General features: G+C 67.6%; 23 protein-coding genes. 12 read left to right on the top strand and 11 right to left on the bottom strand.

The annotated features are described in order from the left end of the window. Positions 1-40: 40 nt before the first annotated feature. A complete protein-coding gene (gene yaaA / locus MKD50_RS13890; RefSeq protein WP_252667361.1) occupies positions 41-826 on the top strand; it encodes a peroxide stress protein YaaA in 786 nt (261 codons plus the stop codon). Positions 827-864: 38 nt separating this feature from the next. Next, on the top strand, positions 865-1,998 hold the full coding sequence (locus tag MKD50_RS13885) for a M14 family metallopeptidase (protein ID WP_115706456.1): 1,134 nt from the start codon (positions 865-867) through the stop codon (positions 1,996-1,998). Between the two features lie 82 nt (positions 1,999-2,080). Here the strand turns inward: MKD50_RS13885 and MKD50_RS13880 are convergent, their stop codons facing one another. The 3 genes from MKD50_RS13880 to MKD50_RS13870 form a co-directional block, all read right to left on the bottom strand. After that, complete coding sequence (locus MKD50_RS13880; RefSeq protein ID WP_371925344.1) at positions 2,081-2,878, bottom strand: BspC domain-containing protein; 798 nt, start codon at positions 2,876-2,878, stop codon at positions 2,081-2,083. Between the two features lie 249 nt (positions 2,879-3,127). Continuing rightward, complete coding sequence (locus MKD50_RS13875) at positions 3,128-4,015, bottom strand: N-formylglutamate amidohydrolase (protein WP_115706457.1); 888 nt, start codon at positions 4,013-4,015, stop codon at positions 3,128-3,130. Between the two features lie 14 nt (positions 4,016-4,029). Next, positions 4,030-5,016 carry a tripartite tricarboxylate transporter substrate binding protein BugE gene (locus MKD50_RS13870; protein WP_252667360.1) on the bottom strand — a complete coding sequence of 329 codons (987 nt, stop codon included), beginning with the start codon at positions 5,014-5,016 and terminating at the stop codon, positions 4,030-4,032. A 130-nt stretch (positions 5,017-5,146) separates the two neighbouring features. Here MKD50_RS13870 and MKD50_RS13865 point away from each other — a divergent pair, with 130 nt between their 5' ends. Further along, positions 5,147-6,055: a LysR substrate-binding domain-containing protein gene (locus MKD50_RS13865; RefSeq protein ID WP_252667359.1), complete on the top strand. Its 909-nt coding sequence runs from the start codon at positions 5,147-5,149 to the stop codon at positions 6,053-6,055. A gap of 107 nt (positions 6,056-6,162) precedes the next feature. Here the strand turns inward: MKD50_RS13865 and MKD50_RS13860 are convergent, their stop codons facing one another. Genes MKD50_RS13860 through MKD50_RS13850 form a run of 3 tightly spaced genes read right to left on the bottom strand, consistent with a single transcriptional unit; the run spans position 6,163 to position 8,874 of the window. Continuing rightward, a complete protein-coding gene (locus tag MKD50_RS13860; RefSeq protein WP_115706460.1) occupies positions 6,163-7,338 on the bottom strand; it encodes a vWA domain-containing protein in 1,176 nt (391 codons plus the stop codon). 29 nt (positions 7,339-7,367) lie between these two features. Then, positions 7,368-7,970, bottom strand: a complete 603-nt coding sequence (locus tag MKD50_RS13855; RefSeq protein ID WP_115706461.1) for a GNAT family N-acetyltransferase — start codon at positions 7,968-7,970, stop codon at positions 7,368-7,370. Between the two features lie 16 nt (positions 7,971-7,986). After that, positions 7,987-8,874 (bottom strand): AAA family ATPase, encoded by an 888-nt coding sequence (locus MKD50_RS13850; RefSeq protein WP_115706462.1) that lies wholly within the window; start codon positions 8,872-8,874, stop codon positions 7,987-7,989. Positions 8,875-9,417: 543 nt separating this feature from the next. Here MKD50_RS13850 and MKD50_RS13845 point away from each other — a divergent pair. Continuing rightward, positions 9,418-9,765, top strand: coding sequence for a c-type cytochrome (locus MKD50_RS13845; protein WP_115679871.1), 348 nt, complete (start codon positions 9,418-9,420; stop codon positions 9,763-9,765). A 10-nt stretch (positions 9,766-9,775) separates the two neighbouring features. Continuing rightward, positions 9,776-10,174: a c-type cytochrome gene (locus MKD50_RS13840; protein WP_018005503.1), complete on the top strand. Its 399-nt coding sequence runs from the start codon at positions 9,776-9,778 to the stop codon at positions 10,172-10,174. A gap of 75 nt (positions 10,175-10,249) precedes the next feature. Here the strand turns inward: MKD50_RS13840 and MKD50_RS13835 are convergent, their stop codons facing one another. Further along, entirely contained in the window at positions 10,250-11,200 is a 951-nt protein-coding gene (locus tag MKD50_RS13835; protein ID WP_371925346.1) for an FAD:protein FMN transferase, read from the bottom strand. Between the two features lie 370 nt (positions 11,201-11,570). On the opposite strand from MKD50_RS13835, the gene nosZ reads away from it, so the two are divergent. The 6 genes from nosZ to MKD50_RS13805 all read left to right on the top strand — a co-directional run bounded on the left by nosZ (position 11,571) and on the right by MKD50_RS13805 (position 19,770). Then, positions 11,571-13,511, top strand: a complete 1,941-nt coding sequence (nosZ, locus tag MKD50_RS13830) for a TAT-dependent nitrous-oxide reductase (RefSeq protein ID WP_252667357.1) — start codon at positions 11,571-11,573, stop codon at positions 13,509-13,511. Positions 13,512-13,580: 69 nt separating this feature from the next. After that, the gene (locus tag MKD50_RS13825) at positions 13,581-16,187 is read left to right on the top strand and encodes a 4Fe-4S binding protein (protein WP_252667400.1); all 2,607 of its coding nucleotides are present in this window, start codon (positions 13,581-13,583) and stop codon (positions 16,185-16,187) included. Beyond that, positions 16,184-17,470, top strand: coding sequence for a nitrous oxide reductase family maturation protein NosD (locus MKD50_RS13820; RefSeq protein WP_252667356.1), 1,287 nt, complete (start codon positions 16,184-16,186; stop codon positions 17,468-17,470). The genes MKD50_RS13825 and MKD50_RS13820 overlap by 4 nt, the downstream gene beginning before the upstream one ends. Continuing rightward, a complete protein-coding gene (locus MKD50_RS13815; RefSeq protein WP_240074042.1) occupies positions 17,445-18,392 on the top strand; it encodes an ABC transporter ATP-binding protein in 948 nt (315 codons plus the stop codon). Before MKD50_RS13820 ends, MKD50_RS13815 begins: the two co-directional genes overlap by 26 nt. Then, the gene (locus MKD50_RS13810; protein WP_252667355.1) at positions 18,389-19,225 is read left to right on the top strand and encodes an ABC transporter permease; all 837 of its coding nucleotides are present in this window, start codon (positions 18,389-18,391) and stop codon (positions 19,223-19,225) included. The genes MKD50_RS13815 and MKD50_RS13810 overlap by 4 nt, the downstream gene beginning before the upstream one ends. Then, positions 19,225-19,770: a nitrous oxide reductase accessory protein NosL gene (locus tag MKD50_RS13805; protein ID WP_115706468.1), complete on the top strand. Its 546-nt coding sequence runs from the start codon at positions 19,225-19,227 to the stop codon at positions 19,768-19,770. The genes MKD50_RS13810 and MKD50_RS13805 overlap by 1 nt, the downstream gene beginning before the upstream one ends. Positions 19,771-19,825: 55 nt before the next feature. Here the strand turns inward: MKD50_RS13805 and aroG are convergent, their stop codons facing one another. Together aroG and MKD50_RS13795 are read right to left on the bottom strand one after the other, a co-directional pair. Continuing rightward, positions 19,826-20,905, bottom strand: a complete 1,080-nt coding sequence (gene aroG, locus MKD50_RS13800; RefSeq protein WP_115706469.1) for a 3-deoxy-7-phosphoheptulonate synthase AroG — start codon at positions 20,903-20,905, stop codon at positions 19,826-19,828. A 165-nt stretch (positions 20,906-21,070) separates the two neighbouring features. Beyond that, on the bottom strand, positions 21,071-21,262 hold the full coding sequence (locus MKD50_RS13795; protein ID WP_240074043.1) for a hypothetical protein: 192 nt from the start codon (positions 21,260-21,262) through the stop codon (positions 21,071-21,073). 155 nt (positions 21,263-21,417) lie between these two features. Here MKD50_RS13795 and MKD50_RS13790 point away from each other — a divergent pair, with 155 nt between their 5' ends. Beyond that, positions 21,418-22,473: a class I SAM-dependent methyltransferase gene (locus MKD50_RS13790; RefSeq protein ID WP_240074045.1), complete on the top strand. Its 1,056-nt coding sequence runs from the start codon at positions 21,418-21,420 to the stop codon at positions 22,471-22,473. A gap of 126 nt (positions 22,474-22,599) precedes the next feature. Here MKD50_RS13790 and tldD read toward each other — a convergent pair whose 3' ends face one another. Continuing rightward, positions 22,600-24,060, bottom strand: coding sequence for a metalloprotease TldD (gene tldD / locus MKD50_RS13785; protein WP_252667354.1), 1,461 nt, complete (start codon positions 24,058-24,060; stop codon positions 22,600-22,602). Positions 24,061-24,155: 95 nt separating this feature from the next. Next, positions 24,156-24,983: a carbon-nitrogen hydrolase family protein gene (locus MKD50_RS13780; protein ID WP_252667353.1), complete on the bottom strand. Its 828-nt coding sequence runs from the start codon at positions 24,981-24,983 to the stop codon at positions 24,156-24,158. Positions 24,984-24,990: the final 7 nt, after the last annotated feature.

The following is a 24,990-nucleotide window of genomic DNA, read 5'->3' as shown; positions in this document are numbered from 1 at the left end:
TCTGGGCTTGTTTGTCCTTGGCTACTGCCGCGATTTTGCCATGCTCATCGTTTTGTCTCCCGCCAAGTCGCTGGACTACGAGACTCCCGCCCGCCTCAAGACCCACACGCTGCCGCGCTTCATCGACCGTTCGGCCACGCTGATCGAACGCCTGCGCCAGCTCGCGCCACAGGACGTGGGCGCGCTGATGGACATCTCCGACAAGCTCGCGGTGCTCAACGTGACGCGCTACGCCGACTGGTCGCCAAGCTTTACCGCGGCCAACAGCAAGCAGGCGGTGCTGGCCTTCAACGGCGATGTCTACGACGGTCTCGATGCGAAATCGCTGTCGACCGAAGAGCTTGGCTTTGCGCAGAAGCACCTGCGCATCCTGTCCGGCCTGTACGGCGTGCTGCGCCCGCTGGACTGGATGCAGCCGTACCGGCTCGAAATGGGCACGCGCCTTGACAATAACGCCGGCAAGGACCTGTACGCGTTCTGGGGCGACGACGTCACGCACATGCTCAACGCCGACATGGCCGAGCTCAAGCAGGAGGGCGCGCCGGTGCTGGTCAACCTGGCCTCGGAAGAGTATTTCAAGGTGGTGCGGGCCAAGGTGCTGCAGGCGCGCATCGTCACGCCGGTGTTCGAGGACTGGAAGGGCGGCCGCTACAAGATCATTTCGTTCCACGCCAAGCGCGCGCGCGGCACCATGGCCCGCTACGCGGTAACGCACCGCGTGACCGAGCCGGAGAAACTCAAGCGCTTCGCCGAAGACGGCTATGCCTTTGACCAGGCGGCCTCGGACGCGACCCGCTGGGTATTCCGCCGCCGCCTCGAAGACTGACCACGCGTCCTCAACCCATCGCCACGAGACCGCCAGCCATGCTGCATATCTCTTCGCATTTCGATTCCGGTGCCATCGAGGTCGAGGCGCTCGACCGCGCCGACGATATCCGCCTGCGCATCCGTGCCGATTCGCACGCCGAGTTCCGCCAGTGGTTCCACTTCCGTTTGCAGGGCGCGGCCGGGCAGGCCTGCCGCATGCATTTCCTGAACGCGGGCGACTGCACCTATCCGGACGGCTGGCGCGACTACCGCGCGGTGGCGTCGTACGACCGCGCCAACTGGTTCCGCGTGCCGACGCGTTTCGACGGCCAGGTGATGACGGTGGAAGTCACGCCCGAGCACGACAGCATCTGGTTCGCGTATTTCGAGCCTTATCCGGACGAGCGCCACCTGTCGCTGCTGGCGAGCTGCCAGCGCTCGCCCCTGGCGCGGCTGTCGCACCTGGGCAGCACCGTCGACGGGCGCGACATGACGCGCGTCACCATCGGCGAGCCGGGACCGGGCAAGTCCACCATCTGGATGATCGCGCGCCAGCACCCGGGCGAGAGCATGGCCGAGTGGTTCGTCGAGGGCGTGCTGCAGCGGCTGACCGGCACCGGCGTGTGGGCCGGCGACCCGGTCGCGCGCAAGCTGCTCGAGCGCGCGGTGTTCCATATCGTGCCGAACATGAACCCCGACGGCTCGGCGCGCGGCAACCTGCGTACCAACGCCGCGGGCGCCAACCTGAACCGCGAGTGGATGGCGCCGAGTCCGGAGTCCAGCCCCGAGGTCTATCACGTGCGCCGCGCGATCGAAGCCAGCGGCTGCGACATGTTCTTCGATATCCATGGCGACGAGGGCCTGCCGTACAACTTCGTCGCCGGCAGCGAGATGCTGCCGGGCTTCACCGAAGCGCGCCGGCGCGAGCAGCAGCGCTTTATCGAGGCCTTCAAGCGGGCCTCGCCGGACTTCCAGGACGTGCACGGCTACGCCGCCAGCAAGTACAACGCCGACGCGCTCAAGCTGGCGTCGAAGTACATCGGCCATACCTTCGGCTGCCTGGCGCTGACGCTGGAGATGCCGTTCAAGGACAACGCCGACCTGCCGGATCCGGCGGTCGGATGGAATGGCGCGCGCAGCGCGCTGCTGGGAACGGCGATGCTGCAGGCGATACTGGATTATCTGGGCTGAGCCGAGGCATCGGCACGCTGGTGGTTGTCTCCCCTCTCCCACAAATGGGAGAGGGGAGAACCCAAGCGCTAGCGCGGAGGCCCTACTGCTTCTTCTTGCTCTTGCTGCTCGCCTTGGCCGACGTCGACTTGGCAGAGCCCGACTTCACCGACTTCGATGCCGAGGCCTTGCCGGACTTCGACGCCGTGCTCTTGCCCTTGGCCCCCTTGCGGCTCTTGCTGGCCGACGTGTTCGTTGCGGTGGGTACCGCCGGCGCGGCCGCGGGCTCGCTGATGGTGGCGCCGCTGCTGTCGAGCAGCTCGTACGCCAGCATCATGCCGTCGTCATAGCCGCAGCGCACCTTCACCGGCTGCCAGTCGTCGCTGCCCTTGCGCTTGTGCGCGGTGGCGGCGAAGGTGACCACCGAGCTGACCGGCACCGCCTGCTTGCCTGGCGAGAAACGCCCGCTCCAGGGTTCGGTGGCGGCTTGCCCGGCGGCGAGCGCGCCGGTGGGGATCTTCAGCGCATCGTAGGTGGCCGAGCGTGGCACCACCCAGCTGGCGTGCGCGGCGCAGTCGGCCACGTCGCTGCTGGCGTTCTCGGTCTTCATCAGCTGCTCGCGCATGCGCGCGCGGTACTCGGACAGGCTGACGCGGCCGCGGTCGGGCAGGTTGATGGTCTTGGTGGGAGGCGAAGCGGAGACTACCGGGGCGGGGATAGCGGCGGGGCGGGCTGGTGCTGCGGCGGTTGCTGCGGTTGCGGGGGCCGGCGCCGGGCTGGCGGCGGTGCCGGCGGCCTCGTCCGGCAGGTTGGCGCAGCCTGCCAGCGCGAGCGCACCGGCTACGGCGGCCGCCACCATGCGCAGCCCGCTGCCGAGCATTGCGGAGATTCGTCGGATCACGGTGTTAGCGTTGTGAGCGTGTGTGCTTGCCTGGGATTGCCTGCCGGCGCCAGGGGCCGGCAGCCAGGATGGGTTCGCAAAGGATTGCCATGATAGAGGAAACCCATCTGCCAAAGTTCCTAAATCTTGTTACCCATTCTTCTAAAGCCTGGCCGACACGCTACCGCCCGCGCGAAGTGATCCCGGCGCGGGCTCGCAGTTTCCGGAGCAGACCCGGCGGCGCAGCCGGGCCGGATATCGCTGGGGTTTTCAGGCCACGCGCGACGGCATCGCGCGCGTAAAGCGCAGCAGTTCGTCGAGCAGGCTGTTCAGGTCGTGCCGCAGCTTGGCAAAGCCGGCGGTATGCGTGAGGCCGGTCTCGTCCATGTAGAGCTTGCGGTTGACCTCCAGCTGCAGGCTGTGGCGGCCGGCCTGCGGCTGCCCGACCACGCGCACGATCTCGACGCCCTTGTACGGGTGGTTGCGCCAGACCTCGTAGCCCATCTCCTTGAGCAGTCCCTCGACGCGGTCGGTGAAGCGCTTGTCGCAGGTGGTGCCGTCGCGGTCGCCCACGACGAAATCCGGATGCTCCAGTCCGGGGAATTCGGTCGCGAACGGCGCGGCGTGGCTGGGCATCGAGTGGCAGTTGATATGCCAGGCGCTGCCATGGCTGGCGACGGCGTGCTCGGCCAGCTTCTGCAGTTGCGCGTAGTAGGGCAGGTAGCAGCGTTCGATGCGCGCCTGCACCTCGGCCACGCTCAGCTTACGGTCGTAGATGGCTTCGCCGGTGTCCAGCACGCGCCAGACCAGGCCCTTGCCCAGACGGGTCTTGGAGGTGTCCTGCCTGGCGCCGGGCCAGGGTGCGTCGAGCAGGGCTTCGTCGATTTCCTCGAGCGCGCGGTTGGCGTCGAGGTAGCTGCGCGGAAAGCCCGCGCAAAGCAGCGGGATGCCGCGCGCCGGGGCGCCGGCGTAGAGCTCGTCGACGAAGGTGTCCTCGGCCTGGCGCAGCAGCGGCAGCGGCAGCGCGGGATCGGGGCGGAAGTCCGTCGGGTACGTGGTCGCGCTGTGCGGCGAGTCCAGGAACAGCGCCGCGGGCTCGCCCTCGGGCTGGTACAGGCAAAACGGACTGTCCGCGATGGTTCGGTCGGTGTCGGTCATGGTGTGCGGTGCGTTCAGTCGAGCGAGATTTTGGCGGCGGCGGCGACGCGCTTGTTCTTGGCGACTTCGGTCTTGATCTGCGCGGCAAAGTGCCCCGGGGTGTCGCCCACCGGCGTGGCGCCGAGCTTCTCCAGCTTGGCCTTGACTTCCGGCAGTGCCAGCACCTTGACCGCGGCGGCATGCAGCTTGTTCTGCAGGTCGGCCGGCAGGTTGGCCGGCGCGATCAGGCCGAACCAGGCGGCGTCGTTGACTTCGCCGAGGCCGAGTTCGGCAAAGGTCGGCACATTGGGCAGCGCGGCCACGCGCTTGGGCGCTGCCACCGCGAGCGCGCGCAGCTTGCCGCCCTCGATGAAGGGCAGCGACGACGGCAGGTTGTCGAACAGCACCTGCACCTGGCCGGCCAGCGCGTCGTTCAGCGCCGGGCCCACGCCCTTGTACGGCACGTGCAGCAGTTCGGTCTTGCTGCTCAGCTTGAACAGTTCGCCCATCATGTGCGAGACGCTGCCATTGCCGGCCGAGCCATAGGCCAGCTTGCCGGGCTGCGCCTGCGCCAGCGCGATGAACGACTTCATGTCGGAGGCCTTGACCGACGGGTGGATGCTCATCACGTTCGGCACCGAGGCCAGGTTGGTGATGGGGGTGAAGTCCTTGGTGGCATCGTAGGACAGGCGCGGGTAGACCGCCGGGTTGATGCCGTGGGTCGAGGCCGTGGCGATGCCCAGGGTATAGCCGTCCGGCGCGGCCTTGGACAGGAAGGTGGTGCCGATGCTGCCGCCGGCGCCGCCGCGGTTGTCGACCACCACGGCCTGGCCCAGCTGCTGGCCGAGCTTGTCGGCGACGATGCGCGCGACGATGTCGGTGGTGCCGCCGGCGGGGAACGGCACCACCAGCGTGATCGGCTTGGTCGGGTAGCCCGACTGGGCGGCGGCGCTGAACGACAGGCCGGTGGCGAGGGTGGCCGAGGCGGCAGCCAGGACGCGGAGAAGGTGGCGACGTTGCATGATCTTTGTGGCGAAAGGTATCAAGGAAGAGACAAAGGCGTTTTCACGATTCTGCTCGTGCAAGCAGGACCCTCGCAAACGAAATAAAATCCCTAGCTCATTCCATTTGGTCGTGAAGTAGAGGTGATTTATGCGACGCCTATGTCCGTCGCTGACCGAGTTGCACGCCTTCGAGGCCGCAGCGCGCCACAACAGCTTTACCGTAGCCGCCCGCGAGCTGCATGTCACGCAGGGCGCGGTCAGCAAGCAGGTGCGCAGCCTCGAGGCCTATCTCGGCGTCGAGCTGTTCCAGCGGGTGCGCCAGCGGCTGGTGCTGACCCCCGCGGGCGAGCGCTACCTCGAGCGCATCGCGCCCAGCCTGAACGAGCTGGAGGCCGCCACGGTGGAATTGATGGCGGGGCAGGGGCGGGGCGGCGTGCTGCATATCGCCAGCATGCCGACGCTGGGGGCCAAGTGGCTGATCCCGCGCCTGCCGCAGTTCTTCGCGCGCCATCCGGAGGTGACGCTGGAGTTCGTGCCGCATGCGCAGGGCTACGATTTTTCCGAACCCGACCTCGATGCCGCGATCCGCTTCGGCGATGGCGTCTGGCCTGGCAGCCTGGCCGACTACATGACCGGCCGCGAAGTCTTGCCGGTATGCCGGCCGGGCCTGCTCGCATCCGAGCCCGATGGCGTCGCGCCGACGCCGGCGGCGTTGCTGCGCTATCCGCTGCTGCACCACACCACCGTGCCCGAGGCCTGGCCCGACTGGTTCGCCACGCTGGGGTTGCCCACGCGCGATGCCTGGAGCGGCGCGCGTTTCGACCAGTTTTCATTGCTGACGCAGGCGGCGCTGTCGGGGCTGGGCATCGCCCTGATCCCGCGCTGCCTGATCGAGGCAGAGCTGGCCAGCGGCGCGCTGGTGGTGGCACATCCCGCGCAAGTGCTGGCAAAGAAGGGCTATTACCTGTGCTATCCGGAGCAGAAGCAGCACCTGCCGGCGCTGCGCACGTTCAGGGCGTGGGTGATGGAGGGGGCGGACCTGGCGCGGCCTGGGTGAGTCAGAGGTTGCAGCATGCCGGTGGTTTGCTCCCCTCTCCCGCGCGCGGGAGAGGGGAGCCTTATTCGCGCGGCGTTGGGTGCGGCGCGCGTTGCGCGTTTCAAGTCCTACTTCGACAGCACCTTCATCGCCTGCTCCAGCCCCGCCAGCGTGACCGGGAACATCCGGCCCTTCATCAGCTGGTTGATCACCGTGATCGACTGCCGGTACTGCCACAGCCCTTCGGGTTCGGGGTTGAGCCAGACGAAGTGCGGGAACTGCTCGGTCATCCGGTTCAGCCACACCGCGCCGGCCTCGGCGTTGTTGTACTCGACCGAGCCGCCGGGCTGCAGGATCTCGTACGGGCTCATGGTGGCGTCGCCGACGAAGATAATCTTGTAGTCGGGCGTGTACTTGTGCAGCAGGTCCCAGGTCGCCAGCTTCTCGGCGTGGCGGCGACGGTTGTTCTTCCACACGTAGTCGTACAGGCAGTTGTGGAAGTAGTAGTACTCGAGGTGCTTGAACTCGGTCTTGGTGGCCGAGAACAGTTCCTCGACGCGCTTGATGTGGTCGTCCATCGAGCCGCCCACGTCCATCAGCATCAGCACCTTGACCTTGTTGTGGCGCTCGGGCCGCAGCTTGATGTCGAGCAGCCCGGCGTTGGCCGCGGTGGAGTGGATGGTGTCGTCGAGGTCCAGCTCGGTGTCGGCGCCTTCGCGGGCGAAGCGACGCAGCCGGCGCAGCGCGACCTTGATATTGCGCGTGCCCAGTTCGACCTGGTCGTCATAGTCCTTGTAGCTGCGCGCCTCCCACACCTTGATTGCGGTGCGGTTGCCCTTGGACGGGCCGCCGATGCGGATGCCCTCGGGGTTGTAGCCGCCATGGCCGAACGGCGAGGTGCCGCCGGTGCCGATCCACTTGTTGCCGCCCTCGTGCTTTTCCTTCTGTTCCTCGAGCAGCTGCTTGAGGCGCTCCATCAGCTTGTCGAGGCCGCCCATGGCCTCGATCTTTGCCTTTTCCTCGGGCGACAGCTCGCGCTCCAGCGTCTTCTGCAGCCAGTCGAGCGGAATGTCGGACTTCCAGTCGACCAGGCTCTCCACGCCCTTGAAGTAGGCAGCGAAGGTCTGGTCGAACTTGTCGAAGTGCTTCTCGTCCTTTACCAGCGTCATCCGCGACAGGTAGTAGAACTCGTCGATGGAGGGCGAGATGACCTGCGCCTTGAGCGCTTCCAGCATGGTCAGGTATTCCTTGACCGACACCGGCAGCTTGGCGTGGCGCAGCGAGAAGAAGAAATCGATCAGCATGGTGCCTCGCTTTCAGTCGGCGCGGCGCGTCAGCGCGGCCGCTCGAGCTGGAATTGCAGGTGTTGCCGCACCGCCGGCCATTCGCTGGCGATGATCGAGAACACCACGGTGTCGCGCAGCGTGCCGTCCGGCATGCGCATGTGGTTGCGCAGCACGCCGTCCTGCCTGGCGCCAAGGCGGGCGATGGCGGCGCGGCTTTGCTGGTTCATCCAGTGCGTGCGGAATTCCACCGCGATGCAGTCGAGCTGGTCGAAGGCGTGGCCCAGCAGCATCAGCTTGCACTCGGTGTTCAGCGGCGTGCGCTGGACCCGGCGCGCATACCAGGTCGAGCCGATCTCGACGCGCCGGTTGGCCGCGTCGATATTCATGTAGGTGGTCATGCCGGCCAGCGCGCCGGCCGCGTCGCGCACCGCGAACGGCAGCATGGTGCCGCGCTGCTGCAGGTCCAGGCGCCGCGCGATCTCGGCCTCCATGCGCTCGGGCGCCGGCACGCTGGTGTACCACAGCTTCCACAGCTCGCCGTCGGCGCAGGCGGCGCGCAGGCCGTCGGCGTGCTCGGGGCGCAGCGGTTCCAGCGTGGCATGCCGGCCCGCCAGGGTCACGGGTTTGGCAAAAGCGGTCGTGTCCATCATCGGCTTGGCCGTGCGCTCAGCGGTTGGCGCGGTTCATGAACACCAGGCGCTCGAACAGGTGCACGTCCTGCTCGTTCTTCAGCAGCGCGCCGTGCAGCGGCGGGATCGCGGCCTTCTTGTCCGGGCTCTTCAGCGCCTCGGGCGGGATGTCTTCGGCCATCAGCAGCTTGAGCCAGTCGATCAGCTCGGACGTCGACGGCTTCTTCTTCAGGCCCGGCAGGTTGCGCATCTCGTAGAACGATTCCAGCGCCGCGGCGACCAGCTCGCGCTTGATGCCGGGGTAGTGCACGTCGACGATCTGCTGCATCGTCTCGGCATCGGGGAACTTGATGTAGTGGAAGAAGCAGCGGCGCAGGAAAGCGTCGGGCAGTTCCTTCTCGTTGTTCGAGGTGATGATCACCAGCGGACGGTGCTTTGCCTTGACCAGCTCGCGGGTCTCGTAGACATAGAACTCCATGCGGTCGAGTTCGCGCAGCAGGTCGTTGGGGAATTCGATGTCGGCCTTGTCGATCTCGTCGATCAGCAGCACGACTTGCTCATCGGCCTCGAAGGCCTGCCACAACACACCCTTGACAATGTAGTTGCGGATGTCGTGAACGCGGTCGTCGCCCAGCTGCGAGTCGCGCAGGCGCGATACGGCGTCGTACTCGTACAGGCCCTGCTGTGCCTTGGTGGTCGACTTGATATGCCATTGCAGCAGCGGCATGCCCAGCGCGGCGGCGACTTCCTCGGCCAGCATGGTCTTGCCGGTGCCGGGCTCGCCCTTGATCAGCAGCGGGCGCTGCAGCGTGCGCGCGGCATTGACGGCCAGCTTGAGATCGTCGGTGGCAACGTACTGGTCGCTGCCTTCGAAGCGGACCGGCTGGGAGGAGGCTTGGGCTGAAGCGTTGGCGGTGTTTGACATGAGGCAACCTGAGGTGGCGGCCGCTCGCGGGGGAGGGCCGGGTTGGCGTGCTGGGCGCGGTCTCTTCGCGCTGTGATGCGCGCTTTCGTTATGGAAACAACAGGGTCCGTGGCGGGCGCCCGCGTGCCGTTGGCGGAGCGTGGGCGAACGGTCGTGCGGATTCCCGGGATGGGCCAGTATAAAAGACCTTTGCGGTTCGTGTTGGCGCGCGCCGACAGGGTTCCGCCGATGCCGGCCGCTGGCTGGACTGGCAGGTGCCGGCTGCGGTACAATGCGGCGGTTTGACGCGCCCCCACGTCCAGTTCTCCAGTATCCGGCAGTCCGCGTTCAGAAGTCCCTGCGGCCCTTCCGGGTCGCGGCGATTGCGCGAGGTGGTTCCAGAATGGTGTTCCACACCCCGGCAAACCGACCGGATGCGACATCTCTGGCGGGTTGCACCCCGGCCAACCGACTGGCTGCCCTGGTTGCTCCGCAGAAGCATTCTGAAACCGTCTCCGCCCGGCAGGGCAGGTCACACGGTTTAACTTCCAATCCGCAAAGACAATGAAAAAGCTCCTCACGATGGTGGTGCTGGGCGCGGCTGCAACGGCCGTGCAGGCACAGGAAGTCAAGGGCAATGGAGACGCTGCCAAGGACAAGGTTGCAATGTGCATCGGGTGTCACGGCATTCCGGGCTACCGCGCGTCCTTCCCCGAGATCTATGAAGTGCCGCTGCTGGGCGGCCAGAGCGCCAAGTACATCGAGAACGCGCTGAAGGCCTACCAGAAGGGCGAGCGCAAGCACCCCACCATGCGCAGCATCGCCGCGACGCTGACCGAGCAGGACATCGCCAATGTGGCGGCCTACTACTCGCAGCAGAAGGCCGATACGCAGAACAATTCCCTCAGGTAAGAGACCCCACATGAAGACGCTCAAGACGCTTTCGTTCGCGCTCGGCGCACTCGTGCTGGGTGCTGCCGCCATGCCGGCCTCGGCCGCAGACCTTGCCAACGGCAAGACCCTGGTCGAAAAAGGCAACTGCGTGGCCTGCCATGGCGCCGGCATGAACAAGCCGATTTCGCCCGACTACCCCAAGCTGGCCGGCCAGCATGCCGACTACCTGTATCACGCGCTGATGTCCTACCAGGTGTCGGGCAATGCGCTGGTGGGCCGTTCCAACGCGATCATGGCCGGTCAGGTCAACGCCAACCCGGCGGTCACCGGCAAGGATGGCAAGCCGCGCCCGTTCACGCGCAAGGAACTGAAGGACATGGCCGCCTACATCGAGTCGCTGCCGGGCGACCTGGTGCTGAAGAAGTAACGGCCGGCGGCGCTGGCCGCAGGCAAGCAAGCCGCTTCGCTGGAAGCGGCTTTTTTTTCGTCCGCGGCGAGGGGTTCAGGCCAGCCGCAACCTTTGCGCCATGCCAGCGGACATCCATCGGCCGCCGTCACCCACGATCAGCCCGTCGATGGCGGCGTTGTCGCTGGTAAGCCGTGCCCAGGCCGCCCGGCCGGTCACCATCAGCGCGGCGCCGAGCCCGTTGACGGCCGCCACGGTCGGCGCCACCAGCGTCACCCCGTGCGGCCCGGCCGACGGCAGGCCGGTGGCGGGATCGAGTACATGGTGATAGCGCCGGCCGCCGGCGACAAAGCAGCGCTCGTAGTCGCCCGACGACGCCACCACGGCGTCGCTCACCAGCAGTACGCCCATCAGCCGTGCCGGCGCGAGCGGGTCGCGCAGGCCGATGCGCCAGTCGCGCCCCTGCAACTGGCCCATGGCCAGCACATCGCCGCCGCCATTGATCATCGCATTGGCCAGTCCGTGGCGCCGCAGCACCTGCATGCCCGCATCGAGTATCGGCAGCTTTGCTATGCCGCCGAGGTCCAGGCGCATGCCGGCGCGGGCCAGCATGGCCTTGCCGCGGCGGGCGTCGAGCCGCACTTGCCGGTAGTCCACCAGTGGGCGCTCGCGCGCCAGTTCCGCGGCATCGGGCAAGCGGTTGCCATCCGCGCCGAAGCGCCAGCCGGCGAACGCTCCGACGGTGATATCGAAGGCACCACGCGATCGTGCCGAAACGGCCGCGGCGGCCTGCAGCACCGTCATCAATTCCGGCGAGACGTGCACTGAGTGGCGCCCCGCCGCGCGCTGCAGCGCGTTGACCTGGCTGTCAGGGCGATAGCGGCTCATCAACTGCTCCAGCCGCGCCATCTCGGCAAAGGCCGCGGCGATGGCGGCCGGCACCGCGCCGTGGCAGTTGTCCTGCACGACGATGTCGACGCGCGTGCCCAGCAAGCGGCGTGATGCACGCGTGACCGAGGGATCGGCCAGCGCAGGCCGCACGAACATCCCGGTGGCGAGCAGCGGCACGCTCGCGGCGCTGCGGACGAGGGCGCGGCGCCTGCGGTCGATGCGGTCAATTTGGTCGATGTGGGGTAGGGAAGGCTGTGCAGGCAGTAGGGTCTTGAAGCGCATGACGAGGGAGGTATCGATCGCGAAAGCGGCGGTAAGCCTTGCCGTGCCGCCATTCTGTCCGCGTCGCCGGAGAAAAACATGCATCGATAATGAATATTCAAGAGAACCATGACGATCATCAACCTCGATCGCGCCAACTGCTTCGACCATCTGTAGCCGGCAGCAGCAAGCCACCACAAGACAACACCAGCAGCAAGCCGGCGGAGCGGACTCCGCCTTTGCCATGACGGTTCGAGGAACGAAGATGACCAGGCATACGCAGCATCCCCTGCCAACCCACGATGCACCGGCTGCGCCCGGACGGCGGCGCTTCATCAATACCGCGGCGCTCGCCGGCCTTGCCGGCGTGGCGGCCTGCACCGACAACGGCGCCGCGCCGGTCGTGACCACGCCTGCCAGCGGCGCCGGTGCCCACGCCGGCCATGCCGGCAATACGGCCACCACGGTGCACCTGAAGCCCGGCGAGCTGGACACCTATTACGGGCTGTGGAGCGGCGGCCATGCCGGCGACATGCGCGTGCTGGGGCTGCCCTCCGGGCGCGAGCTGCATCGGATTCCGTGCTTCGTGCCGGACGCGCTGACGGGGTGGGGCATCACCAATGAATCGAAGCGCGTGATGGGCACGCGCGCGGACGGCAGCCTGCAGTACACCGTCGGCGATACCCATCACGTGCATGCTTCGTACAAGGACGGCAACTACGACGGCCGCTATGCCTGGATCAATGACAAGATCAATGCGCGGCTGGCGCGCATCCGGCTCGACTACTTCATCTGCGACAAGATCACCGAGCTGCCCAATGTGCAGGGCTTCCACGGCATCTTCCCGGACAAGCGCGATCCCGTCGACGCCAGCATCAACTACACCACGCGCGTGTTCTGCGGCGCCGAGTTCGGCGTGCCGCTGCCCAATGCGCCGACCGAGGACGGCAGCAAGTACCGCTCGCTGTTCACCTGCGTCGACGCCGAATCGATGGCGGTGCGCTGGCAGGTGCTGATCGACGGCAACTGCGACCTGGTGGCGACCTCGTACGACGGCAAGCTGGCCGCGACCAACCAGTACAACGTGGAAATGGGCGTGCGCTTCGAGGACATGATGTCGGCCGAGCGCGATGCCTGCCTGTTCTTCAACATTGCCCGCATCGAAGCAGCCGTGAAGGCCGGCAAGTTCAGGACCATCGGCGATTCCAGGGTGCCCGTGGTCGACGGCACGCATGCCGCCAACCAGGACCCGGTCACGGCGCTGACCGCCTATGTCTCGGTGCCCAAGAACCCGCACGGCGTCAACGCCAGCCCCGACCAGAAGTACTTTATCTGCGCCGGCAAGCTGTCGCCGACCGGCACGGTGATCGAGCTGGCCCGGGTGCTGGATTGGTTCGACGGCAAGCTGGCCAAGCTGGACGACGCCATCGTGGCTGAAGTCGAGCTGGGGCTGGGGCCGCTGCATACCGCCTTCGACGGCCGTGGCAACGCCTACACCACGCTGTTTCTGGACAGCCAGGTGGTCAAGTGGAACATCGACGCGGCGATCCGCTTCCACCGGGGCGACAAGAGCGCCAAATACGTGGTCGACCGGCTGGATGTGCAATACCAGCCCGGCCACCTCAATGCCTCGCAATCCGAGACCGTCGCCGCCGACGGCAAATTCCTGGCGGTAGGTTGCAAGTTTTCCAAGGACCGCTTCCTGCCGGTGGGTCCGCTGCACGCCGAGAACGAGCAGCTGATCGACATCTCCGGCGACAAGATGGTGCTGCTGGCGGACCACCCCGTGCACAGCGAGCCGCACGATTTCATCATCTTCCGGCGCGAGCTGCTGCGGCCGAAGCAGGTCTACGCGCTCGACGATTTCCCGCTGGCGATCAAGGATGCGCAGCAATCGGGCGTGTTCCGCAACGGCCGCAAGGTGACGGTGAAGCTCACCTCGCAGGCGCCGGTGTTCAGCCTGCGCGAGATCAGGTTGAAGCGGGGCGACGAGGTCACGCTGATCCTGACCAACCTCGACAAGATCGAGGACCTGACGCACGGCTTCGCCATCCCCAAGTACAACATCAACTTCATCGTCAATCCGCAGGAGACGGCGTCGGTAACCTTCGTCGCCGACAAGCCCGGTGTGTTCTGGTGCTATTGCACCCACTTCTGCCACGCGCTACATCTCGAGATGCGCAGCCGCATGATCGTCGAGGCCTGAGACGGCCTGGCGTAGCGCTGCGGGCGGCGCATCGGCCGTGCGCAGCGCTACGCCTGCTGCCTTTCCATGATGCACGCTATCTTCAAAGGAATGATCGCGGCCCTGGCCGCGTGGCTGCTCTCGCTTGGTCTGGTGTCGCCGGCGCATGCGGGCGCCTACGAGGCCGAGCTGCCGCCGCAGCTCGCCACCGCAGCCGACCTGTGCGCGCTGGTGCCGTGCGCGCAAGTTCTGCCCGGCGCCACGCATTTTTCGGCGCGCATGGGCCAGCCGCCCTATGTCGAGGGCTATCGCACCGGCCCCGGCGGCACGCGCGAGCTGTTCGGCTACGTCATGCTGTCCACCGACATCACCGATACCCCGGCGTATTCGGGCAAGCCGGTGGTGACGCTGATCGGCATGGACGCGCAGGGCCGCTATGCCGGCGTCAAGGTCCTGAAGCATTCGGAGCCGATCCTGCTGCTGGGGATCCCGGAATCGGCGCTGCTCGATTTCAACCGGCAGTACGTCGGCAAGTCGGTCGCCGACAAGATCGAAGTGGGGCAGTCGCGACCCGACGAAGGCGTGGTCGGCGTCGATGCGATTTCGGGCGCCACGGTAACGGTGATCGCGCAGAACCAGGTGCTGACCACGGCGGGTGCGGCGGTGGCGCGGCAGGTCGGCATACTGGCGCCAACCCAACGCGCGCCGGCGCGCTTCGTTGAAAGCGGCACGCACTACAGCTGGCCGCAACTGGTGGCGATGGGCGCGGTGCAGCGCCTGCTGGTGCAGCCCGCGCAGGTCGGCCTGCCGGGTGGCGGCGGCCCGTTTATCGAGCTGTGGTTCGGCGACCTCAACCATCCCGATCTCGCGCGCAGCGTGCTGGGCGATGCCGGCTGGCAGGGCCTGCGCGCACAGCTGCGTCCGGGCGAACACGCTATCTTCGTGATCCGCACCGCCGGCACCGAGTCGTTCAAGGGCTCGGGCTTCGTGCGTGGCGGCATCTATGACCGGGTGCAGGTGCGCCAGGACGCCGACGCCTTCACCTTCCGCGACCTCGACTACCTGAACCTCTATGACGTGGCCGCGCCGGGGGCGCCCGCGCCGACCGAGTCGGCGATCTTCGTGATCCGTTCGCCGGCGTTCTCGGCGGCGTATCCCTGGAAGCTGTCGTTCCTCGGCAACCGGGTCGATCGCGCCACCGGCACGCGCAGCTTTGCCAGCTTCGACGCGCCGTACTGGTTGCCAGCGGCGCTGCTGCAGGGCGGGCGCCCTCGCATCGACGCGCCGCAGGCGCCGTGGCGCAAGGTCTGGCGCCGGCAGGCCGGCGCCATCGCGCTGTTCGTGGCGCTGCTGGGCGCAGTCACGCTGGTCTACGCGCTGCGCGACCGCCTGACGCGGCGTGCCACCCACAAGCACAAGTGGCCGGTCAATGCGTTCAAGTACACGGCCTGGGCCATCAGCATCGTCTTCGTGGGGTTTGGCGCGATGGCGCAGCCTTCGGTGACGCAGGTGCTGACGTGGTTCCACGCGCTGCTGCTGCGCTGGGACTGGGCCTTGTTTCTGAGCGATCCCTTTATCTTCTGCTTCTGGATCTTCATCATCGTCACGGTGCTGCTGTTCGGGCGCGGGCTGTTCTGCGGCTGGCTGTGCCCGTTCGGCTCGCTGTCCGAGGCGCTCTACAAGCTCGGCCGTTTGCTGGGGCTGAAGCGCTGGCAGCGGCAGTTGCCGCGGCGCTGGCACGACCGGCTCAAGCGGGTCAAGTACGGCGTGTTCTTCGGGCTGCTGGCGGTGTCGGTGTTCTCGATGGGGCTGGCCGAGCGGCTGGCGGAGATCGAGCCGTTCAAGACCACCTTCCTGGTCGGCATCGCCAACCGCGCGTGGCCCTACGGGCTGTTCGCGTGCGCGCTGCTGGCGCTGTCGCTGTTGATCGAACGTCCCTACTGCAAGTACCTGTGCCCGCTCGGCGCGGCGCTGGCAATGCCAAGCACGTTTCGCTGGTTCGGCCTGCGGCGCAAGCCTGACTGCAACCGCTGCAAGGCGTGTGCGGTGGGCTGCGGCGCACAGGCGATCGATGCCGATGGCCGCATCGACCAGCGCGAGTGCCTGCATTGCCTCGACTGCATGGTGCTCTACACCGATACGCACGGCTGCCCGCCGCTGGCGCGCGAGCGCAAGCGGCGCGAGCGCGACGGGCTGCCGCTCACGCCGGTGGGGCGCGACGGGTATTTCATTCCGCTGGTGCCGGTAACGGCCGCCGCGGCACAACCGTCGGGCCCCGATCCGCGCATGGCGACCGATCCCGTGACGCCGCCCTACGCCGCCACCAAGGGCGCCTCGCGCTGCTTAGCCGAGCTGTGGGACCACCTGTGGCCCTGGAGCGGGCAAGGCTGGCGCTCCGCCGCGGCGTTGCAGCTGGCGGGGGTGGCGGTCGCGCTGGCGGCAACCGTGGCGTGGGCGCTGGCGGCCAGCGGACAACTGCGCGCCGGCGCGGTGATCGGCTGGTGGCTGGGCTGGAGCCTCTACGAGGTGCTGATTCGCCTGTCGGCAAAGCGCTATGTCAAGGATGGCCCGTGGTGGCGCGGCCGCTACCGGCGCGCCACCGTGATGGACATGCTCAGCTATGTCGGCTTCAAGAACCTGCTGGTGGGCGCCATGATGTTCCTGACGCTGAAGGCGATGGGGATGCTGGCCGCATGAAGCTGCTGTCCGGTATCGCCTTCCTGTGGCTTGCGTGCGAGCCAGGCTGCGTGCAAGCAGCCACCTGGCGCGTGCAGCCCGGCCAGTCTCTGCAGGCGACGATCGATGCCGCTGCTGCCGGCGACACCATCGAGATCGCGCGCGGCCACTACACCGGCAACTTCACCGTCGCCCGGCCGCTGGTGCTGCGCGGCATCGCGCGGCCGACGCTCAGCGGTGCTCTGCGCGGCGATACGCTGCGCATCGCCGCGCCCGACGTGACGGTCGAGGGGCTGATCGTGCGCGACTCCGGCGACAGCCTGAAGGACCAGAACGCCGGCATCTACATCCAGCCCGGCGCGCACCGCGCGGTAGTGCGGCACTGCGAGCTGACCTACAACCTGTTCGGCCTGTGGATCGAAAAGGCCGACGAGGTCCGCGTCGAAGCCAACACCATCACCGGCAAGCGCGACTACAACTCGGCGCAGCGCGGCAACGGGATGCAGCTCTACAACACGCGCGGCGCGCGCATCCTCGACAACCACATCAGCTTCGTGCGCGACGCGCTCTACGTCGACGTCTCGCACCATGCCGTGTTTCGCGGCAACCGGCTGCACCATAGCCGCTACGGCACTCATTACATGAACTCGTACCACAACCTGTGGGAAGACAACGACAGCTACCGCAACCGCGGCGGACTGGCGCTGATGGAAGTGCGCGACCAGGTGGTGCGCAACAACCGCACCTGGGCCAACGCCGACCACGGCATCATGCTGCGCACGCTGCAGGACTCGGTGATCGAGGGCAACGTGGTCGCGCACAACCAGCGCGGCTTCTTTATCTACGATGTCGAGTATGCGCAGCTGCGCGGAAACCTGGTGCTCGGCAACGCCATCGGCGTGCACCTGTCGGCAGGATCGACGCGCAACGCGGTGCAGGGCAATGACTTCATCGGTAACCGCGAGCCGGTGCGCTATGTCGGCGCGCGCGACGAGGCCTGGGGCGGACGCAAACCGTCCGAGCGCGCGCAAGGCAACTACTGGAGCAACTACCTGGGCTGGGACCGCGATGCCGATGGCGTGGGCGATATCCCGTACCGGGCCAATGACGTGGTCGACCGGCTCAGTTGGCGCTATCCGGGCGTGGCGCTGCTGCTAGGCAGCCCGGCGCTGCAAGCGCTGCGGCTGGCGGGGCGCCAGTTTCCGGTCATCCGTGCGCCGGGAGTGGTCGACGAATATCCGCGCACGCGCCCGGCCCGCGCCGACTGGAGGCAATGGCATGAGCCGGCCGACGCCAGCCGCTGAACCGGCCATGGATGCCATCGTGCTGTCCAACGTCAGCAAGCACTTCGGCGCGCTGCGCGCCGTCGACGATGTCAGCCTGAGCGTGGGGCAGGGCGAGCTGCTCGGGCTGATCGGCCATAACGGCGCGGGCAAGAGCACGCTGTTCCGGATGATGCTGGGCCTGTTGCCGCCGACGCACGGCACCTTGCGCGTGGCCGGTGCCAACGTGGGCGGACGCGCCTTTCGTGCGGCACGCCGCGGCATCGGCTACCTGCCCGAACATCTGGTGCTCCATGACAACCTGAGCGGCCTGGAGACCCTGCGCTTTTTCGCGCGGCTGAAGGGCGTGAAGGCGGAAGCCTGCGCGCCGATGCTCGACCAGGTGGGCCTGTCCTCCGCGGCCGCGCGTCCGGTGCGCGAATATTCGAAGGGTATGCGCCAGCGGCTGGGCTTTGCGCAGGCGCTGCTGGGCGCCCCGCGCGTGCTGTTCCTGGACGAGCCGACCAACGGCCTGGACCCCGCCGCGATCCGCGACTGCTACGCCATGCTGAACGCGCTGCGCGCGCGCGGGGTGACCATCGTCATCACCTCGCACATCCTGGCCGAGCTGCAGCAGCGCATCGACCGCTTTGCCATCCTGTCCGCGGGCCGGCTGCAGGCCGCCGGCAGCCTCGAGGCGCTGCGCATCCGGGCCGGCCTGCCGCTGACGCTGGTGCTGCGGGTGGAGGCGGGCGCGCGCGACGAGGCGCTGCGCCGGCTAAGCGCGCTGCCTGCGCTGGAGATCGACAGTGCGCTGCCCGACGCACTGACGGTGCGTTGTGCGCCCGCCGCCAAGATGACGGTGCTGGCGGCGCTGCAACCGCTCGCCGGCCGGCTGCTGGACCTGCAGATCCGCGAGCCGTCGCTCGAGGATCTTTTTCTCGGAATGAAGGGGCAAGCATGAGCGAGTGGTTCGACGCCCGGCAGGTGGCCACGCTGGCCGGCAGGGAATTCCGCGACCGCATGCGCAACCGCTGGGTGCTGGCGGTAGCCGCGGTGTTCACGGCGCTGTCGCTGGCGATTGGCTACTTCGGTGGCGCGGAGCAGGGCGTGCTGGGCCCGCGCTCGCTGGAGTTCGTCATCACCAGCCTGGCCAGCCTGGTGATCTACCTGGTGCCGATGATCGCCCTGATGCTCGGCTTCGACGCCGTGGTGGGCGAGCGCGAGCGCGGCTCGCTGGACCTGCTGCTGTCGCTGCCGCTGACGCGCGGCGAGTTGCTGCTGGGCAAGTACCTCGGCCTGGCCGCCGCGCTGGTGCTGGCCACGGCCGGCGGCTTTGCGCTGATGGCGTTGCTGCTGGCGCGCCAGTTCGGCTGGGCGGGGCTGTATCACACCCTCGGCTTCATCGCCAGCGCGGTGCTGCTCGGGCTGGCGTTCCTGAGCCTGGCGCTGTGGCTGTCGGTGCTGAGCCGCGACCGCGCGCAGGCATCGGGTCTGGCGATCGGTCTGTGGTTCTTCTTCGTGCTGGTGTTCGACCTGTTGCTGCTCGGCATGCTGGTCGCCGGCAGCGGCGCGGGCGAACAGCACGCCGCCACCGACTGGATCGCGTGGCTGCTGTTGCTCAACCCCGCCGACCTGTTTCGCATCGTCAATGCCTTTTCACTGGACCAGCTGCGCAGCGCCGGGGGCGTTGCCAGCATCGTGCCGCCCGCGCTGGCCAGTCCGTGGCCGACCGGCGCGGCGCTGCTGGCGTGGATCGCCGTGCCGCTGGCCCTTGCCGCCAGGAGTTTCCGCTGATGTGTACCCCGCTGTGTACCCCGTTCTCATGGCCTCGACGCCACCTGTTGCTGACGCTTGCCGGCAGCGCCGTGCTGCTCGCCGGCTGCGGCCGCAAGGCGCAAGCCCCGGCACAGCCGCAGGAGTTCGACGCCGCCACCGCGTGCGCGCTGGACGGCATGCTGCTGGCCGATTACGCCGGGCCCAAGGCGCAGGTGTTCTATGCGGGCGAGGCGCGCCCGCACTGGTTCTGCGATACGGTGGAGATGTTCCACGCGCTGCTGCGGCCGGAGCAGGTGCGGCCGGTGCGCGCGGCCTTCGTGCAGGACATGGCCCGCGCCGACTGGGAGCGGCCGCGCGGGCACTGGTTCGACGCCAGCACCGGCATCTACGTGGCTGGCAGCCGGCGCCACGGATCGATGGGGCCGACGCTGGCCAGCTTCAGGACGGAAAGCGATGCGGCCGCCTTCGCTGCCCGCCATGGCGGGAAACTGCTGCGCTACGCCGAGGTGACGCCGGACCTGGCCGACCTCAGCGGCGGCGCCATGCACGACAGCCGGATGTAGCACGGCGGGCTGAGTGCCCGCCGTGGTGGCTTCAGTCGTTGCTTCCGTCTGCGCTTCAGTTGCCGCTGCCCGACACCAGCCGGCGCTGGCGCACGGACTCGGCCAAGCCCTCGAGCACCTTGACCGAGTCGTCCCAGCCGATGCAGGCATCGGTCACCGACTGGCCATAGGTCAGTTCATCGACCGGCTGGCCCTGCACGTGGTCCTGGCGGCCGGCCACAAGATGCGATTCGACCATCACGCCGATGATGCGCTGGTCGCCGGCGGCAATCTGGCGGCCGATGTCGGCGCACACCGGAATCTGGTTCTCGTGCTTCTTGCTGCTGTTGGCGTGCGAGGCGTCGATCATCAGGCGCGAGGCGAGCCCGGCCTTGGCGATGGCGTCGCACGCTTCCTGCACGCTGGCGGCGTCGTAGTTGGGCGCCTTGCCGCCGCGCAGGATCACGTGGCAGTCCTCGTTGCCCGAGGTCGACACGATCGCCGAGTGTCCGCCCTTGGTCACCGACAGGAAATGGTGCGGCTGCGACGCGGCCTTGATCGCGTCGACCGCGATCTTGACGTTGCCGTCGGTGCCGTTCTTGAAGCCGACCGGGCACGACAGTCCCGACGCCAGCTCGCGGTGCACCTGCGACTCGGTGGTGCGCGCACCGATCGCGCCCCAGCTGACCAGGTCGGCGAGGTACTGCGGGCTGATCATGTCGAGGTACTCGGTGCCGGTGGGCACGCCCATTTCGCTGATGGTCAGCAGCAGCTCGCGCGCGGTGCGCAGGCCGTCGTTGATCTTGAAGCTGCCGTCCATGTGCGGGTCGTTGATCAGACCTTTCCAGCCCACCGTGGTGCGCGGCTTTTCGAAATACACCCGCATCACGACCTCCAGCTCGCCGGCGAAGCGCTCGCGCTGCACCTTGAGCAGCTTGGCGTATTCGAGCGCGGCGCGGGTATCGTGGATCGAGCACGGGCCGATGATGACGATCAGGCGGTCATCCATGCCGTGCAGGATGCGGTGCATGGCCTGGCGCGCGCCGTAGATCACGTCCGAAGCCTGTTCGGAGCAGCCGAACTCGCGGATCAGGTGCGCGGGCGGCAGCAGCTCCTTGAGTTCGCGGATGCGCAGGTCGTCGGTGTTCTTCAGCATGATGGCTCCAGGATTCTTGTGAGGTCGTGAGTGTGTGGGAAAACAAAGGGGTATAAAAAAACCGCCAGGGTCGCTGGCGGTTTTTTTTGTATTCGGGGCGCTGCTTACAGCCGTCCCTCCCTATCCGCCAGCGGTGTGAGATCGCCAAAAAAGTAAAAGTAAAACTTAGCGGACATGGCGGGAAAAGGCGTTGGCTTGGGTCAGCTTGAAACGATTTGCTTCGCGGGCGCTGGATTTATGCTGCACTGCGTGGCAGAAAGGCAGGAAATTGCGCGCCGCTTCGATTATTTTCGTTGCGCATTGGCCGAGGGCCGCGCGACGAAGCATCTTTATAGCGCCTTTTGCCAGGGTTGGCAAGTGTCGCCGCAGCCATGCCGTGCGCTGGCGCACCAACCCGCCTTGCATTTCGGCTAGACCTTGCGAGCCCGGTGCCGCCGCCGCTTTTCGGCTTTTCCAGGTAGGGCCGATGGCTATATTGGAAGCGGGGAGCCGTGCGCACGGGGAGGTGCATCATGAGCGTCGATGAAGCGAGGCTGAATGCCTTCATGGAAAAATTCGTCGGCGATATCGGGGCGGTGATGCATGCCGCGACCGTGGTCGTCGGCGATGAACTCGGGCTGTACAAGGCGCTGGCGGAAAAGCCGATGACCGTCGCCATGCTGGCGACCAAGACCCATACCGACGAGCGCTACCTGCGCGAATGGCTGTCGGCGCAGGCGGCCAGCGGCTATGTCGACTATGACGCGGGTTCGGGGCAGTTCAGCCTGAACGAGGAGCAGGCCTATGCGCTGGCGCAGGAAGGCAGCCCGGCATTTATCCCGGGCGCGTTCCAGATCGCCGTGGCGCAGTTCCGCGCAATTCCGAAGATGATCGACATCTTCCGCAATGGCCGCGGACTGGGCTGGCACGAGCACGACCCCGCGCTGTTCCACGGCACCGAACGCTTCTTCCGGCCCGGCTATGCGGCGCATCTGGTGTCGGAATGGATTCCCGCGCTGGACGGCATGACGGCGCGGCTCAAGGCCGGGGCCATGGTGGCGGACGTGGGCTGCGGCCATGGCGCGTCGACCATCATCATGGCGCAGGCATTTCCGGCGTCGCGCTTTGTCGGTTTCGACTACCACGAGCCCTCTGTGCGCCATGCGGCCGAGGCCGCGCGCCGCGCCGGCGTGGCCGAGCGCGTGCGTTTCGAGGTGGCCAGCGCCAAGGACTATGGCGGCAACGACTATGATCTGGTGGCGGTGTTCGACTGCCTGCACGACATGGGCGACCCGGTTGGCGCGGCGCGACACGTGCGCGAGAGCCTGCGCGCCGACGGCGCCTGGATGATCGTCGAACCCTTTGCCAACGATGCGCTGGAGCAGAACCTGAACCCGGTGGGCCGGGTGTTCTATTCCGCGTCGACCTTCATCTGCACGCCGGCATCGCGCTCGCAGGAAGTCGGCCTGTGCCTGGGCGCGCAGGCGGGCGAGACGCGCATGCGCGCGGTGGCGGAGCAGGCGGGCTTCCACGGCTTCCGGCGCGCGGCGCAGACGCCGTTCAATCTGGTGTATGAAGTGCGGCCGTGAGGGGTGTGGCCGTGAACTGCGGCGTTGCTGCTTGCCGCCTGGTTACTCCCTCTCCCGCGTGCGGGAGAGGGAGAACACCTTGCCTTGGCTAGTTCGTTCGGTGTGGGCCTATTGAACTCCGTTCTTTTAGGCCGTGCCGCCCACCGTCATGTTCTCGATGCGCAGCGTCGGCTGGCCCACGCCCACCGGGACGCTCTGGCCTTCCTTGCCACACACGCCTACACCGGAGTCGAGGCGCATGTCGTTGCCGATCATGGTCACGTCCTTGAGCGATTCCGGGCCGTTGCCGACCAGGGTCGCGCCCTTGACCGGGTAGGTGATCTTGCCGTCCTCGATCATATAGGCTTCGCTGGCCGAGAACACGAACTTGCCGTTGGTGATGTCGACCTGGCCGCCGCCGAAGTTGACCGCATACAGGCCCTTCTTGACGCTCGCGATGATTTCCTGCGGGTCCTTGTTGCCATTGAGCATGTAGGTGTTGGTCATGCGCGGCATCGGCAGCGCGGCATAGCTCTCGCGGCGCGCGTTGCCGGTGACCGGCATCTTCATCAGGCGCGCGTTGAGGGTGTCCTGGATATAGCCGCGCAGGATGCCGTCCTCGATCAGCGTGGTGCACTGGGTCGGGTTGCCTTCGTCGTCCAGGTTGAGCGAGCCGCGGCGGTTGGCCAGCGTGCCGTCGTCGACCACGGTCACGCCCTTGGCCGCGACGCGTTCGCCCATGCGGCCGGCGAACGCCGACGAGCCCTTGCGGTTGAAGTCGCCTTCGAGCCCGTGGCCGACCGCCTCGTGCAGCAGCACGCCGGGCCAGCCCGGGCCCAGCACCACGGTCATGGCGCCGGCCGGAGCCGGACGCGCATCCAGGTTGACCAGCGCCGACGACACCGCCTCGTCCACGTACTGCTGCAGCAGGTCGTCGGTGAAATAGCCGTAGGCATAGCGGCCGCCGCCGCCGGACGAGCCGATCTCGCGGCGCCCCCCCTGTTCGGCGATCACCGTGACCGAGACCCGCACCAGCGGGCGCACGTCGGCGGCGATCACGCCGTCGCTGCGCGCCACCAGCACCACGTCGTACTCGCCGGCCAGGCCTGCCATGACCTGCACCACGCGAGGATCCTTGGCGCGCGCCATGCGCTCGATGCGCTCCAGCAGCGCCACCTTTTCCGCCGCGCTCATCGAGTCGAGCGGGTCGTTGGGCGTGTACAGGTTGCGCCCCGCGTGCGTGGCCAATTCGCCGGCGACCTTGACGCGGCCGCTGCCGGCCTTGCCGATGGTGCGCGTGGCGGCTGCCGCCTGCGACAGCGCGGGCAGGCTGATTTCATCCGAATACGCGAAGGCGGTGCGGTCGCCCGAGACCGCGCGCACGCCCACGCCCTGGTCGATGCTGAAGCTGCCCGACTTGACGATGCCTTCCTCCAGGCTCCAGGCCTCGTTGCGGGTGTACTGGAAGTACAGGTCGGCGTAGTCGACCTTGTGCGTGAAGATATCGGCCAGCACGCGCTGCAGCCTGGCTTCGTCCAGGCCGTACGGCGCCAGCAGCAGTTGCTGCGCGGTGGCCAGGTTGCGGATTCCGAGATCGCCGGCGTTCATGAGAGGTCCTTTTTTCCTTGGGCCGCGCGGGCTGGCCGGCGCGGCAAACAATCCTGTGGGCGAGGGCGCCATCGGCCCCCGCGCTTGCGTACATGCTACAGCACCCGGTGCTGCAATGCCGGCAGGTTCTGCCGGACTTCCTCCAGCCGCGCCGGGTCGATCACGCCGCCGACCACGCCTTCGCCTTCGGGCAGCATCGCCAGCACTTCGCCCCACGGGTCCACCAGCATCGAATGTCCCCAGGTGCGCCGGCCGTTCTCGTGCTTGCCCCCTTGCGCCGCCGCCAGCACATAGCACTGGTTTTCGATGGCGCGGGCGCGCAGCAGGATTTCCCAGTGGGCCTGCCCGGTGGTGTAGGTGAAGGCGGCCGGCATCAGTATCAGGCTGGTGCCGCCGTCGGCGGCCAGGCCGCGGTACAGCTCCGGAAAGCGCAGGTCATAGCACACCGACATCGCCACCCGGCCGCAGGGCGCATCGAAGCTGACCGGCGTGCGCCCGGCCAGGATGGTGCGCGACTCGTCATAGCTTTCGGTGCCGCGGGTGAAACCGAACAGGTGGATCTTGTCGTAGCGCGCGATGCGCTCGCCGCGCGGGTTGAAGGCGAGCGAGGTGTTGTACACGCGCTGCGGGTCGTCGCACCACATCGGCAGCGTGCCGCCGACCAGCCAGATGCCATGGCGGCGCGCCGCGTCGGCCAGGAACTGCTGCACCGGGCCGTCGCCGTCGTGCTCGCGCACGGCCACCTTGTCGGATTCAGCGCGGCCCATGATGCAGAAGTACTCGGGCAGCAGCACCAGCTCGGCACCGCCGGCGGCGGCCTCGGCGATGCGCGCCTCGGTGCGCGCCAGGTTGGCGTCAAGCGAGGTGCCGGTGACGGTCTGGACGGCGGCAACGCGGAACGGGGCAGGGCTGGCTGGTGTCATGGGGGCG

Origin of the sequence: Cupriavidus mimosae (genome assembly GCF_023952485.1) — a bacterium.
GTDB classification, from domain to species: domain Bacteria; phylum Pseudomonadota; class Gammaproteobacteria; order Burkholderiales; family Burkholderiaceae; genus Cupriavidus; species Cupriavidus taiwanensis_C.
The sequence above is the reverse complement of the archived record's forward strand: the minus strand, read 5'-3'. Positions and strand labels throughout refer to the sequence as shown.

Bases quoted from the DNA above. Each gene is read 5' to 3' on its own strand.
- yaaA (WP_252667361.1), top strand. From the start codon at position 41: ATGCTCATCGTTTTGTCTCCCGCCAAGTCGCTGGACTACGAGACTCCC.
- MKD50_RS13885 (WP_115706456.1), top strand. From the start codon at position 865: ATGCTGCATATCTCTTCGCATTTCGATTCCGGTGCCATCGAGGTCGAG.
- MKD50_RS13875 (WP_115706457.1), bottom strand. From the start codon at position 4,015: ATGACCGACACCGACCGAACCATCGCGGACAGTCCGTTTTGCCTGTAC.
- MKD50_RS13870 (WP_252667360.1), bottom strand. From the start codon at position 5,016: ATGCAACGTCGCCACCTTCTCCGCGTCCTGGCTGCCGCCTCGGCCACC.
- MKD50_RS13865 (WP_252667359.1), top strand. From the start codon at position 5,147: ATGCGACGCCTATGTCCGTCGCTGACCGAGTTGCACGCCTTCGAGGCC.
- MKD50_RS13860 (WP_115706460.1), bottom strand. From the start codon at position 7,338: ATGCTGATCGATTTCTTCTTCTCGCTGCGCCACGCCAAGCTGCCGGTG.
- MKD50_RS13855 (WP_115706461.1), bottom strand. From the start codon at position 7,970: ATGATGGACACGACCGCTTTTGCCAAACCCGTGACCCTGGCGGGCCGG.
- MKD50_RS13850 (WP_115706462.1), bottom strand. From the start codon at position 8,874: ATGTCAAACACCGCCAACGCTTCAGCCCAAGCCTCCTCCCAGCCGGTC.
- MKD50_RS13845 (WP_115679871.1), top strand. From the start codon at position 9,418: ATGAAAAAGCTCCTCACGATGGTGGTGCTGGGCGCGGCTGCAACGGCC.
- MKD50_RS13840 (WP_018005503.1), top strand. From the start codon at position 9,776: ATGAAGACGCTCAAGACGCTTTCGTTCGCGCTCGGCGCACTCGTGCTG.
- MKD50_RS13835 (WP_371925346.1), bottom strand. From the start codon at position 11,200: ATGTTCGTGCGGCCTGCGCTGGCCGATCCCTCGGTCACGCGTGCATCA.
- nosZ (WP_252667357.1), top strand. From the start codon at position 11,571: ATGACCAGGCATACGCAGCATCCCCTGCCAACCCACGATGCACCGGCT.
- MKD50_RS13825 (WP_252667400.1), top strand. From the start codon at position 13,581: ATGCACGCTATCTTCAAAGGAATGATCGCGGCCCTGGCCGCGTGGCTG.
- MKD50_RS13820 (WP_252667356.1), top strand. From the start codon at position 16,184: ATGAAGCTGCTGTCCGGTATCGCCTTCCTGTGGCTTGCGTGCGAGCCA.
- MKD50_RS13815 (WP_240074042.1), top strand. From the start codon at position 17,445: ATGAGCCGGCCGACGCCAGCCGCTGAACCGGCCATGGATGCCATCGTG.
- MKD50_RS13810 (WP_252667355.1), top strand. From the start codon at position 18,389: ATGAGCGAGTGGTTCGACGCCCGGCAGGTGGCCACGCTGGCCGGCAGG.
- MKD50_RS13805 (WP_115706468.1), top strand. From the start codon at position 19,225: ATGTGTACCCCGCTGTGTACCCCGTTCTCATGGCCTCGACGCCACCTG.
- aroG (WP_115706469.1), bottom strand. From the start codon at position 20,905: ATGCTGAAGAACACCGACGACCTGCGCATCCGCGAACTCAAGGAGCTG.
- MKD50_RS13790 (WP_240074045.1), top strand. From the start codon at position 21,418: ATGAGCGTCGATGAAGCGAGGCTGAATGCCTTCATGGAAAAATTCGTC.
- tldD (WP_252667354.1), bottom strand. From the start codon at position 24,060: ATGAACGCCGGCGATCTCGGAATCCGCAACCTGGCCACCGCGCAGCAA.
- MKD50_RS13780 (WP_252667353.1), bottom strand. From the start codon at position 24,983: ATGACACCAGCCAGCCCTGCCCCGTTCCGCGTTGCCGCCGTCCAGACC.